10 protein-coding genes are annotated in these 13,707 nt (G+C 61.0%); 7 read left to right on the plus strand and 3 right to left on the minus strand.

The annotated features are described in order from the left end of the window. Positions 1-159 precede the first annotated feature (159 nt). From mupP to JUI81_RS14800, 3 genes are all read right to left on the minus strand, one after another. Positions 160-831: an N-acetylmuramic acid 6-phosphate phosphatase MupP gene (gene mupP, locus JUI81_RS14790; protein ID WP_018929859.1), complete on the minus strand. Its 672-nt coding sequence runs from the start codon at positions 829-831 to the stop codon at positions 160-162. A 4-nt stretch (positions 832-835) separates the two neighbouring features. Beyond that, on the minus strand, positions 836-1,534 hold the full coding sequence (ubiG, locus tag JUI81_RS14795) for a bifunctional 2-polyprenyl-6-hydroxyphenol methylase/3-demethylubiquinol 3-O-methyltransferase UbiG (protein ID WP_018929858.1): 699 nt from the start codon (positions 1,532-1,534) through the stop codon (positions 836-838). Between the two features lie 71 nt (positions 1,535-1,605). Then, on the minus strand, positions 1,606-2,940 hold the full coding sequence (locus JUI81_RS14800) for a TRZ/ATZ family hydrolase (protein WP_204124570.1): 1,335 nt from the start codon (positions 2,938-2,940) through the stop codon (positions 1,606-1,608). Between the two features lie 108 nt (positions 2,941-3,048). Here JUI81_RS14800 and mtnA point away from each other — a divergent pair, with 108 nt between their 5' ends. The 7 genes from mtnA (at position 3,049) to cmk (ending at position 13,669) form a co-directional block, all read left to right on the plus strand. Continuing rightward, positions 3,049-4,125: an S-methyl-5-thioribose-1-phosphate isomerase gene (gene mtnA / locus JUI81_RS14805; RefSeq protein ID WP_204124571.1), complete on the plus strand. Its 1,077-nt coding sequence runs from the start codon at positions 3,049-3,051 to the stop codon at positions 4,123-4,125. Between the two features lie 428 nt (positions 4,126-4,553). Continuing rightward, entirely contained in the window at positions 4,554-7,223 is a 2,670-nt protein-coding gene (gyrA, locus tag JUI81_RS14810; protein ID WP_204124572.1) for a DNA gyrase subunit A, read from the plus strand. 219 nt (positions 7,224-7,442) lie between these two features. Further along, entirely contained in the window at positions 7,443-8,528 is a 1,086-nt protein-coding gene (gene serC / locus JUI81_RS14815; RefSeq protein ID WP_028938973.1) for a 3-phosphoserine/phosphohydroxythreonine transaminase, read from the plus strand. Further along, positions 8,528-9,622 carry a prephenate dehydratase gene (gene pheA, locus JUI81_RS14820; RefSeq protein ID WP_007939916.1) on the plus strand — a complete coding sequence of 365 codons (1,095 nt, stop codon included), beginning with the start codon at positions 8,528-8,530 and terminating at the stop codon, positions 9,620-9,622. Before serC ends, pheA begins: the two co-directional genes overlap by 1 nt. Before the next feature lie 12 nt (positions 9,623-9,634). Continuing rightward, a complete protein-coding gene (gene hisC / locus JUI81_RS14825) occupies positions 9,635-10,747 on the plus strand; it encodes a histidinol-phosphate transaminase (protein ID WP_204124573.1) in 1,113 nt (370 codons plus the stop codon). 28 nt (positions 10,748-10,775) lie between these two features. Continuing rightward, positions 10,776-12,983, plus strand: a complete 2,208-nt coding sequence (locus tag JUI81_RS14830; protein ID WP_018929852.1) for a bifunctional prephenate dehydrogenase/3-phosphoshikimate 1-carboxyvinyltransferase — start codon at positions 10,776-10,778, stop codon at positions 12,981-12,983. Next, on the plus strand, positions 12,980-13,669 hold the full coding sequence (gene cmk / locus JUI81_RS14835; protein ID WP_007939921.1) for a (d)CMP kinase: 690 nt from the start codon (positions 12,980-12,982) through the stop codon (positions 13,667-13,669). The genes JUI81_RS14830 and cmk overlap by 4 nt, the downstream gene beginning before the upstream one ends. Positions 13,670-13,707: the final 38 nt, after the last annotated feature.

Below are 13,707 nucleotides of genomic sequence, written 5' to 3' on the forward strand. Positions count from 1 at the left end.
AGAGCGCTTATTGTGGCGAGGGGGCTTGCCCCCGTTGGGTCGCGAAGCGGCCCTCCATTCGCTACCTTCAGCCAGACCGTGTTCTCTGGATTTACGACTGCTTCGCAGCCGAACGGGGGCAAGCCCCCTCGCCACAAATGCTTCCTGTTGTCAGTCAGATCAGCAACTGCACAAAGCGCTATCCAGCACCAGGCGCAACTCCATTGGATGATCGACCACCACATCCGCGCCCCAATGCCGCGGGTTATCCTCCGGATGAATGTAGCCGTAGGTCACGGCGGCTGTTCTGGTGCCGGCATCGCGGCCGGATTCGATATCGCGCAGGTCGTCGCCGACGAACAGCACGCTGGCCGGATCGAGGTCGAGCATCTTGCACGCCAGGATCAACGGCTCCGGGTCCGGTTTGCTGTTCTTCACGTGATCCGGGCAGATCAGCAGCGCCGAACGCTCGGCCAGCCCCAGTTGCTGCATGATCGGCTCGGCGAAGCGCAGCGGTTTGTTGGTGACCACGCCCCAGATCAGGTTGGCCTTCTCGATGTCGGCCAGCAATTCGCCCATGCCGTCGAAGAGCTTGCTGTGCACCGCGCAACCTTTGACATAGCGCTCCAGAAATTCCAGGCGCAGCTCCTCGAAGCCCGGCGATTCCGGGTCCATCGAGAAAGTCACCGCGACCATCGCCCTGGCGCCGCCGGAGATCTCGTCACGGATGTGCTTGTCGTTCATCGGCGGCAAACCACGCTCAGCACGCATCGCCTGGCAGATGGCGATGAAATCCGGCGCGGTGTCGAGCAGGGTGCCGTCCATGTCGAAAAGAACTGCTCTGATACGCATCGGCTTACTCCTCGCGCAGGGTCTGGATCATGTAGTTGACGTCGACATCGGATGCCAGTTTGTAGTGCTTGGTCAGCGGATTGTAGGTCAGGCCGATGATGTCTTTGACGGTCAGGCCGGCCATGCGACTCCAGGCACCGAGCTCGGAAGGGCGGATGAATTTCTTGAAGTCGTGAGTGCCGCGTGGCAGCAGCTTCATGATGTATTCGGCGCCGACGATGGCGAACAGATAAGCCTTCGGGTTGCGGTTGATGGTGGAGAAGAACACCTGGCCGCCAGGCTTGACCATGCGGAAGCAGGCGCGGATCACCGAGGATGGATCCGGAACGTGTTCAAGCATTTCCAGACAGGTGACCACGTCGAATTGCTCAGGCATTTCTTCGGCCAGGGCTTCGGCGGTGATTTGCCGGTATTCGACATTCACACCGGATTCCAATTGATGCAATTGCGCGACCGCCAGCGGCGCTTCGCCCATGTCGATGCCCATCACGGTGGCGCCGCGCTGGGCCATGGCTTCGCTGAGGATGCCGCCGCCGCAACCGACGTCGAGGACTTTCTTGCCGGCCAGATTGACGCGCTCGTCGATCCAGTTGACCCGCAGCGGGTTGATGTCGTGCAGCGGTTTGAACTCGCTTTCGCGATCCCACCAGCGATGGGCCAGGGCTTCGAATTTGGCGATTTCGGCGTGGTCGACGTTGCTCATGGTGTCAGTCCTCTAAAACTTGAAAAATTCTGTTGCCCCGGTTTTGGTCCAGGGTGCTTACAATTCGGTGCTTACGATTCGGTATGGCCGCTGATGCGCTGGCCCCAGGCCTTGGCGGTGGCGCACAGCTGCGCTTCATCCAGGCGGGTCAGGCGGCGGTCGTCGAGCAGTTGTTTGCCGGCGACCCAAAGGTGTTTCACGCAGTCGCGGCCAGTGGCATATATAAGTTGCGAAACCGGGTCGTAGACCGGTTGCTGCGCCAGGCCCGACAGGTCGAACGCGACGATGTCTGCCGCTTTACCGACTTCCAGCGAGCCGGTTTGCGCTTCGATTCCCAGCGCACGGGCGCCATTGAGCGTGGCCATGCGCAGGGCGCGATGGGCGTCCAGCGCGGTGGCCGAGCCGGCGACAGCCTTGGCCAGCAATGCGGCGGTGCGGGTTTCACCAAGCAGGTCCAGGTCATTATTGCTGGCCGCGCCATCGGTGCCGACCGCCACATTCACCCCGGCCTGCCACAAACGCTCGACCGGGCAGAAGCCACTGGCCAGCTTCAGGTTCGACTCCGGGCAATGAATCACATTGGTGTTGCTTTCTACCAGCAGCGCCAGGTCTTCATCGCTGATCTGGGTCATGTGAACGGCCTGGAAGCGCGGCCCGAGCAGGCCCAGGCGGCCGAGGCGGGCCAGCGGGCGTTCGCCGCGTTGCTCCACCGACTGCTGCACTTCGAAGGCGGTTTCGTGGACATGCATGTGAATCGAGGCATCCAGTTCTTCGGCGATCACCCGGATTTTTTCCAGGTTTTCGTCGCCCACGGTGTACGGGGCATGGGGGCCGAAGGTGACTTTGATCCGTTCGTGATGCTTGAGATCGCCGAATAATTCGACGCCCTGACGAATGGCTTCATCCGCCGTGCTGGCGCCTGGAATCGGGAAATCGAGGATCGGAATGGCGATCTGGGCGCGAATGCCACTGTTATGTACGCGTTCGCTGGCGACCTTCGGGAAGAAATACATGTCAGAGAAACAGGTGATGCCACCTTTGATCTGCTCGGCGATGGCCAGGTCCGTGCCGTCGCGTACGAAAGCCTCGTCGACCCATTTGGCTTCGGCCGGCCAGATGTGGTTTTCCAGCCAGGTCATCAGCGGCAGATCGTCGGCCAGGCCGCGGAACAGCGCCATTGCTGCATGCCCGTGGGCATTGATCAGGCCCGGGCTGAGCAGCATGCCCGGCAATTCGCGCACGTCGGTTGCGTTAAGCTTCAAGGCTGCTGCGCGTGGGCCGATAAACACGATACGACCGTCGCGGATACCCAGGGCATGCTCTTTAAGGACCACGCCAGCCGGTTCGACGGGTACCAGCCAGGTCGGCAGCAATAATAGGTCGAGCGCAGCGGTGGGGGTCGGCATCGAGAGTCGGTTCCAGTGCTTTTGTAAAGGATGGCGAAGTATACCCGAGCGTCTTCGCGGGGGGATCGCTATAATCGGCGGCTTTTGTTCATGAGTGCGGGGTGTGGGATGCGCGATCGACTGTTGGCTGCGGAGAAGGTGAAGGCCATCGATTGGCGTGATGGCGCACTGTACCTGCTGGATCAGCGTATTTTGCCGTTCGAGGAAACCTGGATCGCCTACACCAGCGCCGCCGGTGTGGCCGAAGCCATTCGCTCGATGGTGGTGCGCGGTGCGCCGGCCATTGGCATCAGCGCTGCCTATGGCGTGGTGCTGGCGGCTCGCGCCCGATTTGCCGAGGGTGGCGACTGGCAAGCGGCGCTGGAAGAGGATTTCGCGCTGCTGGCCGACTCCCGTCCGACCGCGGTCAACCTGTTCTGGGCCTTGGGTCGCATGCGTGAGCGGCTTGAGCGCCTGAGGGAGCACGCCGATCCGCTGTCGGTGCTGGAAGCCGAAGCCATCGCCATCCACGAAAGTGATCGCGAAGCCAACCTGACCATGGCCCAGTTGGGCGTCGACCTGATCCGCAAACATCAAGGCAACGCCCAGGCGATCCTCACGCACTGCAACACCGGCGCGCTGGCCACCGGTGGTTTCGGCACGGCGCTGGGAGTGATTCGCGGGGCGTTCATCGAAGGCATGGTCGAGCGCGTCTACGCCGACGAAACCCGGCCATGGCTGCAAGGTTCGCGATTGACTGCGTGGGAATTGGCCAATGAGGGTATTCCGGTGACCCTCAATGTCGACTCCGCTGCTGCGCACATCATGAAAACCAAGGGTGTGACCTGGGTGATCGTCGGCGCCGACCGGATCACTGCCAATGGCGATGTGGCGAACAAAATCGGTACCTACCAGTTGGCGGTCAACGCCATGCACCACGGCGTGCGCTTCATGGTGGTGGCGCCGAGTTCGACCATCGACATGAACCTGGCCAGTGGCGAAGAGATTCCTATTGAAGAGCGTGATGGCCGCGAGTTGCTGGAAGTTGGCGGCAAGCGGGTGGGGGCGGATGTGGAAGCGTTCAACCCGGTGTTCGACGTGACCCCGGCCGACCTGATCGATGCGATCGTCACCGAAAAAGGCATCGTCGAGCGCCCGGACACTGCGAAAATGGCCCAATTGATGTGCCGCAAGCGTCTGCATTGATGATCTGTATTGCCTGAAAGGACGCCATCGCGGGCAAGCCCGCCCCCACAGGTATAAGTGAGCACCGCTGAACCCTGTGGGAGCGTGCTTGCCCGCGAAGAGGCCCGGAAACACAATGAATCAGGCCCGAATCAGGCCTGAATTCTTCATTCGATGCTGCTCTAAGCCCCTCTCGTCTCCTTCAAGCCTGTCACCGGTCAACTAACTATGCTCCATGCGCATCTGGGGGATAGGTGCGTGGCGGCTCTTGTGATAACATCCGGCGGTTTCCAGGGTAGCCTGATGTGGCTGCCTTTACTGCGCAGATCCATGGCATAACTCGTTGATTTGTCGTAAGTCGGTGCATGGCACTCAGTCTGCATCGGCGAGCTTCGTTCGTCCCATATGGATGTGACGAAGTTTCACCAGAAAAAGGAATCAGGCTTCTCATGGGCGAACTGGCCAAAGAAATCCTCCCGGTCAATATCGAAGACGAGCTGAAGCAGTCCTACCTCGACTACGCGATGAGCGTAATTGTCGGGCGGGCACTGCCGGATGCGCGCGATGGCTTGAAGCCCGTGCACCGGCGTGTGCTGTTCGCGATGAGCGAGCTGGGCAACGACTTCAACAAGCCGTACAAGAAATCTGCCCGTGTTGTCGGTGACGTGATCGGTAAGTATCACCCGCACGGTGATACCGCGGTGTACGACACCATCGTTCGGATGGCGCAGCCATTCTCGCTGCGTTACCTGCTGGTGGACGGTCAGGGCAACTTCGGTTCGGTAGACGGCGACAACGCCGCGGCCATGCGATACACCGAAGTGCGCATGACCAAACTGGCGCACGAGCTGCTGGCCGACCTGCATAAAGAAACCGTGGACTGGGTGCCGAACTACGACGGCACCGAAATGATCCCCGCGGTCATGCCGACCAAGATCCCCAACCTGCTGGTCAACGGCTCCAGCGGTATCGCCGTGGGCATGGCGACCAACATTCCGCCGCACAACCTCGGTGAAGTCATCGACGGTTGCCTGGCACTCATCGACAATCCGGAGCTGACTGTCGACGAGCTGATGCAATACATCCCCGGTCCGGACTTCCCGACCGCCGCGATCATCAACGGTCGCGCCGGCATCATCGAAGCCTACCGCACCGGTCGCGGGCGCATTTACATGCGTGCCCGCTCGATCATCGAAGACATCGACAAGGTCGGTGGTCGTCAGCAGATCGTCATCACCGAACTCCCTTACCAGCTGAACAAGGCCCGTCTGATCGAGAAGATCGCCGAGCTGGTCAAAGAGAAGAAACTCGAAGGCATTACCGAGCTGCGCGACGAGTCCGACAAGGACGGTATGCGCGTCGTGATCGAGCTGCGTCGCGGCGAAGTGCCTGAGGTGATCCTCAACAACCTCTACGCCCAGACTCAGCTGCAAAGCGTGTTCGGCATCAACATCGTTGCGCTGATCGACGGCCGTCCGCGGATCCTCAACCTCAAGGATCTGCTGGAAGCCTTCGTTCGTCACCGTCGCGAAGTCGTGACCCGCCGTACCGTGTTCGAACTGCGTAAGGCGCGCGAACGTGGCCACATCCTGGAAGGTCAAGCGGTTGCCCTGTCGAACATCGACCCGGTCATCGCCCTGATCAAGGCTTCGCCGACCCCGTCGGAAGCCAAGGAAGCGCTGATCAGCACGCCGTGGGAATCCTCCGCGGTGGTTGCAATGGTTGAACGTGCCGGCGCCGATTCGTGCCGTCCGGAAAACCTCGATCCGCAATACGGTCTGCGCGACGGCAAGTACTTCCTGTCGCCAGAGCAGGCACAAGCCATTCTGGAACTGCGTCTGCACCGCCTGACCGGTCTGGAACACGAGAAGCTGCTGGCTGAGTATCAAGAGATCCTCAACCAGATCGGCGAGCTGATCCGCATCCTCAACAGCGCCACGCGCCTGATGGAAGTGATCCGCGAAGAGCTGGAAGTGATCCGCGCCGAGTACGGCGATGTGCGTCGCACCGAGATTCTCGATGCCCGTCTCGACCTGACCCTGGGCGACATGATCCCGGAAGAAGAGCGCGTCGTGACCATTTCCCACGGTGGCTACGCCAAGACCCAGCCGCTGGCTGCGTACCAGGCTCAGCGTCGTGGCGGTAAAGGTAAATCGGCTACCGGCGTGAAGGATGAGGACTACATCGCTCACCTGCTGGTCGCCAACAGCCACACCACGCTGCTGCTGTTCTCCAGCAAAGGTAAAGTGTACTGGCTGAAAACCTACGAAATCCCGGAAGCCTCCCGCGCTGCCCGTGGTCGTCCGCTGGTCAACCTGCTGCCGCTGGACAGTGATGAATACATCACCACCATGCTGCCGGTCGAGGAATACACCGAAGGTCACTTCATCTTCATGGCCACTGCCAAAGGCACCGTGAAGAAGACCCCGCTGGAATCCTTCAGCCGTCAACGCAGCGTCGGTCTGATCGCGCTGGAGCTGGATGAAGGCGACGTGCTGATCTCTGCGGCCATTACCGATGGCGATCGCGAAGTCATGCTGTTCTCCGACGGCGGCAAGGTGACTCGCTTCAAGGAAACCGACGTTCGCGCCATGGGCCGTACCGCTCGCGGTGTCCGCGGCATGCGTCTGCCGGAAGGCCAGAAGCTGATTTCCATGCTGATCCCGGAAGAAGGCAGCCAGATCCTCACCGCTTCGGCGCGTGGTTTCGGTAAGCGCACCGCGATCACCGAGTTCCCTGAGTACAAGCGTGGCGGTCAGGGCGTTATTGCCATGGTCAGCAACGAGCGTAACGGCCGCTTGGTCGGCGCCGTTCAGGTGCTCGACGGCGAGGAAATCATGCTGATTTCCGACCAGGGTACGTTGGTTCGTACCCGCGTCGACGAAGTGTCCAGCCTGGGCCGTAACACCCAGGGCGTGACCCTGATCAAGCTGGCCAACGATGAAACGCTGGTGGGCCTGGAGCGGGTTCAGGAGCCGTCGGAAGTCGAAGGCGAAGAGCTGGAAGGCGAAGGGCTTGCAGGTGAAGAGGATGCAGTGTTCGAGGGTGAGGTCGTGATCGACGATGTTGCCGACGACCAGCAACTCGACGCCGCCGCCGACGAAGAGCCGCAGGAGTAAGCGGGCAAGCAGGGGGCGGATGAAGATTCGCCCCCTTGTTGTTTGTCCTCAGGGAACTGTGGAATTGTTTTTAATGTAGGAGCTGTCGAGCGAAGCGAGGCTGCGATCTCTTGATCTGGCTCTTGCTTTCGCTCAGCACTAAAAGATCGCAGCCTCGCTCTGCTCGACAGCTCCTACAGATTTATTGCGTGATACCACCAAATCAGAGCGAGATTGGATGTGAGCAAGAGAGCCTATAACTTCTGTGCCGGTCCTGCGGCGCTTCCCGAAGCTGTCCTGAAGCGCGCCCAGGCTGAACTCCTTGATTGGCACGGCAAGGGCCTGTCGGTCATGGAAATGAGCCATCGCAGCGATGAGTTCGTGTCCATTGCCACCAAGGCCGAGCAGGATCTGCGTGATCTGCTGAATATCCCCTCGAACTATAAAGTGCTGTTTCTGCAAGGTGGCGCGAGCCAGCAATTTGCTCAGATTCCTCTGAACCTGTTGCCGGAAGGCCGCTCCGCCGACTATATCGATACCGGTATCTGGTCGCAGAAGGCTATCGAAGAAGCTTCGCGCTACGGCCACGTCAACGTCGCCGCGACCGCCAAGCCTTACGACTATTTCGCTGTGCCTGGTCAGAACGAATGGAACCTGTCGAAAGATGCGGCCTACGTTCACTACGCGCCGAACGAAACCATCGGCGGCCTGGAATTCCAGTGGATCCCGGAAACCGGTGATGTACCGCTGGTCGCCGACATGTCCTCGGACATTCTTTCGCGCCCGGTGGATGTCTCGCGTTTCGGCATGATCTACGCCGGCGCCCAGAAAAACATCGGCCCGAGCGGCATCGTCGTCAACATCGTTCGCGAAGACCTGCTGGGTAACGCCCGCTCCATCTGTCCGACCATGCTCAACTACAAGGTCGCGGCCGACAACGGCTCGATGTACAACACGCCGCCAACCCTGGCCTGGTACTTGTCCGGTCTGGTGTTCGAGTGGCTGAAAGAGCAGGGCGGTGTCGAAGCCATCGGCAAGCTCAATGAAGTGAAGCAGCGCACGCTGTACGACTTCATCGACGCCAGCGGCTTGTACAGCAACCCGATCAACAAGTCGGACCGCTCGTGGATGAACGTGCCGTTCCGTCTGGCCGACGATCGTCTCGACAAGCCGTTCCTGGCCGGTGCCGACGAACGTGGCCTGTTGAACCTCAAAGGTCACCGTTCCGTGGGCGGCATGCGTGCCTCCATCTATAACGCCGTCGATATCGTTGCGGTCAACGCACTGGTTTCGTACATGGCAGAGTTCGAGAAGGAACACGGCTAATGTCTGAGCAAGAACTCAAGGCACTGCGCCTGCGCATTGATGCTCTGGACGAAAAGGTCCTGGAGCTGATCAGTGAGCGCGCACGCTGCGCCCAGGAAGTTGCGCGAGTAAAGATGGCCTCGCTGGCCGAAGGCGAAGTGCCGGTGTTCTATCGTCCTGAGCGCGAAGCTCAGGTGCTCAAACGCGTGATGGAGCGTAACCAGGGGCCGCTGGGCAACGAAGAGATGGCGCGGCTGTTCCGCGAAATCATGTCCTCGTGCCTGGCCCTCGAGCAGCCGCTGAAAGTGGCTTACCTCGGCCCTGAAGGTACCTTCACTCAGGCAGCGGCCATGAAGCACTTCGGTCACGCGGTGATCAGCAAGCCAATGGCGGCAATCGACGAAGTATTCCGTGAAGTGGCGGCCGGTGCGGTGAACTTTGGCGTGGTCCCGGTGGAAAACTCCACCGAAGGCGCGGTCAACCACACCCTCGACAGCTTCCTCGAACACGACATGGTGATCTGTGGCGAAGTCGAGCTGCGTATTCACCATCACCTGTTGGTTGGCGAAAACACCAAGACCGACAGCATCAGTCGCATCTATTCCCACGCCCAGTCCCTGGCCCAGTGCCGCAAGTGGCTGGATGCCCATTACCCGAATGTCGAGCGCGTGGCGGTGTCCAGCAACGCCGAAGCGGCCAAGCGGGTCAAGGGTGAGTGGAACTCGGCGGCGATTGCCGGCGACATGGCTGCCGGCCTCTACGGGTTGACCCGTCTGGCCGAGAAAATCGAGGATCGCCCGGACAACTCCACGCGATTCCTGATGATCGGTAACCAGGAAGTGCCGCCGACCGGTGACGACAAGACCTCGATCATCGTTTCCATGAGCAACAAGCCCGGCGCTCTCCATGAGTTGCTGGTGCCGTTCCACGACAATGGCATTGACCTGACACGGATCGAGACCCGTCCGTCGCGCAGCGGTAAATGGACCTACGTGTTCTTCATCGACTTCGTCGGCCATCACCGCGACCCGCTGGTCAAAGGTGTGCTGGAAAAGATCAGTCAGGAAGCGGTGGCACTCAAAGTGCTGGGTTCCTACCCGAAAGCAGTTCTCTAAGGGCGGTAGCAAATGAGTGGCAACTTCCTCGCTCTGGCACAGCCGGGCGTGCAACAACTTTCGCCTTACGTTCCGGGCAAGCCTGTGGACGAACTGGCCCGTGAGCTGAACCTCGATCCGGCCAGCATCGTCAAGCTGGCGAGCAACGAAAACCCGTTGGGCGCCAGTCCCAAGGCGCTGGCGGCGATTCGCGAAGCGCTGGCCGAGCTGACCCGCTATCCGGACGGCAATGGTTTTGCGCTCAAAAGCCTGTTGGCCGACCAGTGTCGCGTCGAGCTGAATCAGGTGACGCTGGGCAACGGCTCCAACGATATTCTGGAGCTGGTGGCGCGTGCCTATCTGGCACCGGGCCTGAACGCGGTGTTCAGCGAACATGCGTTTGCGGTCTATCCGATCGCGACCCAGGCCGTTGGCGCCCAGGCAAAAGTGATCCCGGCCAAAGACTGGGGGCATGATCTGCCGGCGATGCTGGCCGCGATCGATGCCGATACCCGCGTGGTGTTCATCGCCAACCCGAACAACCCGACCGGGACCTGGTTCGACGCCGAAGCGCTGGATGAATTCCTGCAGGACGTACCGGCCCATGTGTTGGTGGTGCTGGACGAGGCCTACATCGAGTACGCCGAAGGCAGCGACTTGCCAGATGGCCTGGATTATCTGGCGGCCTATCCGAACCTGCTGGTCTCGCGCACCTTCTCCAAGGCCTATGGTCTGGCGTCGCTGCGGGTCGGCTACGGTTTGTCCTCGGCCATCGTCGCCGATGTGCTCAATCGCGTGCGTCAGCCGTTCAACGTCAACAGCCTCGCGCTGGCCGCCGCTTGTGCCGCGCTGCAAGACGTCGAGTACCTGGCTGAAAGCCGTCGCCTGAACCAATCCGGCATGCAGCAGCTTGAGGCGGGTTTCCGTGAGTTGGGGCTGAGCTGGATTCCATCCAAAGGCAACTTTATCTGTGTCAATCTGGGTCGCGTTGCTGCCCCGGTGTTCCAGGGGTTGCTGCGCGAAGGCGTGATCGTGCGTCCGGTGGCCAACTACGGCATGCCGAATCACCTGCGCATCACCATCGGTTTGCCAGCGGAAAACAGCCGCTTCCTCGAGGCGCTGACCAAGGTTATGGCTCGTGGTTGATGTCACTGCACTGCAATCTGCTGAACCTATGATCGGTCGCCTGGTGGTGGTCGGTCTGGGGTTGATCGGCGGTTCGTTTGCCAAAGGCCTGCGTGAAAGCGGTCTGTGCCGCGAAGTGGTCGGGGTCGATCTCGACCCGCAGTCGCGCAAGCTGGCGGTCGAGTTGGGTGTGGTGGATCGCTGCGAAGAAGACCTGGTGGCGGCTTGCCAGGGCGCGGACGTGATTCAGTTGGCGGTGCCGATCCTGGCCATGGAGAAACTGCTCGCGCTGTTGGCGGGCATGGACCTGGGGCAGGCGATTCTGACTGACGTCGGCAGTGCCAAGGGCAATGTGGTGCGCGCGGCGACCGAAGCATTTGGCGGCATGCCGGCGCGTTTCGTGCCGGGGCATCCGATTGCCGGTTCCGAGCAGAGTGGGGTGGAAGCCTCCAATGCCGACCTGTTTCGTCGCCATAAAGTGATTCTGACGCCGCTGGATCAGACCGATCCGGCCGCGCTGGCAGTGGTCGACCGGTTGTGGCGCGAATTGGGCGCCGACGTCGAGCACATGCAAGTCGAGCGTCATGACGAAGTGTTGGCGGCAACCAGCCATTTGCCGCACTTGCTGGCGTTCGGTTTGGTCGATTCATTGGCCAAACGCAATGAAAATCTTGAGATCTTCCGTTACGCTGCGGGCGGTTTCCGCGATTTCACAAGAATCGCCGGTAGCGACCCGGTCATGTGGCACGACATCTTCCTCGCCAACCGCGAAGCTGTCCTGCGCACACTCGATACATTTCGCAGCGACCTCGACGCCTTGCGCGACGCGGTCGATGCAGGGGATGGGCACCAATTGTTGGGCGTGTTCACTCGCGCCCGGGTTGCCCGCGAGCATTTCAGTAAAATCCTGGCCCGCCGGGCCTATGTGGACGCTATGAATTCCAACGATCTGATTTTCCTGGCACAACCTGGTGGCCGCCTGACTGGGCGGATTCGTGTACCGGGCGACAAATCGATTTCCCACCGCTCGATCATGCTCGGTTCCCTGGCCGAAGGCGTCACCGAAGTGGAAGGTTTCCTCGAGGGCGAAGACGCCCTGGCGACCCTGCAAGCTTTCCGCGACATGGGCGTCGTCATCGAAGGTCCGCACCATGGTCGTGTGACCATTCACGGCGTCGGTCTGCATGGCCTGAAGCCTGCGCCGGGCCCGATCTATCTGGGTAACTCCGGCACTTCGATGCGTCTGCTGTCTGGCCTGCTGGCTGCGCAGAACTTCGACAGCACCCTGACCGGCGACGCTTCGTTGTCCAAGCGCCCGATGAATCGCGTGGCCAATCCGCTGCGTGAAATGGGCGCTGTGATCGAGACCGCCGCTGACGGTCGTCCACCGATGACCATTCGTGGCGGCAACAAGCTCAAGGGCCTGACTTACACCATGCCGATGGCCAGTGCCCAGGTTAAATCCTGCCTGCTGCTGGCGGGTCTATATGCCGAAGGCAAGACCACGGTCACCGAGCCGGCACCGACTCGCGACCACACCGAGCGCATGTTGCGCGGCTTCGGCTACCCGGTGACCGTTAACGGGGCGACCGCCTCGGTCGAGTCCGGCCACAAGTTGACCGCGACCCACATTGAAGTGCCGGGCGATATCTCGTCGTCGGCGTTCTTCCTGGTGGCGGCGTCGATTGCCGAAGGTTCGGAGCTGGTGCTCGAACACGTCGGCATCAACCCGACCCGCACCGGCGTAATCGACATCCTGCGCCTGATGGGCGCTGACATCACTCTGGAAAACCAGCGTGAAGTTGGTGGCGAGCCGGTAGCCGACCTGCGCGTACGGGCAGCTAAACTCAAAGGTATCGAGATTCCCGAAGCGCTGGTTCCACTGGCTATCGACGAGTTTCCGGTGCTGTTCGTGGCGGCTGCATGTGCCGAAGGTCGCACTGTGCTGCGTGGTGCCGAAGAGCTGCGCGTGAAGGAATCGGACCGGATCCAGGTCATGGCGGACGGTCTGCTGGCGCTGGGCGTCAAGTGCGAGCCCACTCCGGACGGCCTCATCATCGACGGCGGCCAGATCGGCGGCGGCGAAGTGCACGGTCACGGCGATCACCGGATTGCCATGGCCTTCAGCGTGGCTTCACTGCGCGCCACTGCGCCGATCCGCATCCATGATTGCGCCAACGTCGCGACCTCGTTCCCGAACTTCCTCGCGCTGTGCGCGCAGGTCGGTATCCGTGTTGCACAAGAGGCTCAGTCGTGATCAGCATTGCACCGGTCATCACTATTGATGGGCCAAGCGGCTCTGGCAAAGGTACTGTCGCCGGGATTCTGGCCAAGCGCCTGGGCTGGAACCTGCTGGATTCCGGTGCACTTTATCGACTGCTGGCTTTTGCCGCGCATAACCATGGCGTCGACCTGACCAATGAGGAATTGCTCAAGAAGCTCGCCGCTCATCTGGATGTGCAGTTCATCGCGGCGACCGATGGTCAGTTGCAGCGCATTATTCTGGAAGGCGATGAAGTCAGCGATGTGATCCGTACCGAGAGTGTCGGCTCGGGTGCCTCGCAGGTCGCCGCGTTGCCTGCGGTTCGCGAGGCGTTGCTGCAGCGTCAGCGGGCTTTTCAGGAGGCGCCGGGTCTGGTGGCCGATGGTCGCGACATGGGTACGGTGGTATTTCCCGACGCACCCTTGAAGATTTTCCTCACTGCCAGTGCCGAAGAGCGTGCGCGCCGACGTTACTTGCAGTTGAAGGGCAAAGTCGATGGTGTTAGTCTGTCGAGTCTGCTAGATGAGATACGTGCGCGCGATGAGCGTGACACCCAGCGAGCGGTAGCCCCGCTCAAACCGGCGGCTGACGCCATACAGCTGGATTCCACGGAATTATCCATCGACCAGGTGCTGGAACGCATCATGAGCGAGATCGCCATTCGCGATATCGCCGGGTGACCAAGAGGGCCGCAGGGGACCAGTCATAGTCCTGCGGA

Source organism: Pseudomonas sp. 008 (assembly GCF_016861935.1).
Lineage (GTDB): Bacteria > Pseudomonadota > Gammaproteobacteria > Pseudomonadales > Pseudomonadaceae > Aquipseudomonas.

What these genes read in the sequence shown, in the direction of transcription:
- hisC (WP_204124573.1), top strand. Translation starts at nt 9,635, where the DNA reads ATGAGTGGCAACTTCCTCGCTCTGGCACAGCCGGGCGTGCAACAACTT.
- mtnA (WP_204124571.1), top strand. Translation starts at nt 3,049, where the DNA reads ATGCGCGATCGACTGTTGGCTGCGGAGAAGGTGAAGGCCATCGATTGG.
- mupP (WP_018929859.1), bottom strand. Translation starts at nt 831, where the DNA reads ATGCGTATCAGAGCAGTTCTTTTCGACATGGACGGCACCCTGCTCGAC.
- JUI81_RS14830 (WP_018929852.1), top strand. Translation starts at nt 10,776, where the DNA reads ATGATCGGTCGCCTGGTGGTGGTCGGTCTGGGGTTGATCGGCGGTTCG.
- gyrA (WP_204124572.1), top strand. Translation starts at nt 4,554, where the DNA reads ATGGGCGAACTGGCCAAAGAAATCCTCCCGGTCAATATCGAAGACGAG.
- ubiG (WP_018929858.1), bottom strand. Translation starts at nt 1,534, where the DNA reads ATGAGCAACGTCGACCACGCCGAAATCGCCAAATTCGAAGCCCTGGCC.
- JUI81_RS14800 (WP_204124570.1), bottom strand. Translation starts at nt 2,940, where the DNA reads ATGCCGACCCCCACCGCTGCGCTCGACCTATTATTGCTGCCGACCTGG.
- pheA (WP_007939916.1), top strand. Translation starts at nt 8,528, where the DNA reads ATGTCTGAGCAAGAACTCAAGGCACTGCGCCTGCGCATTGATGCTCTG.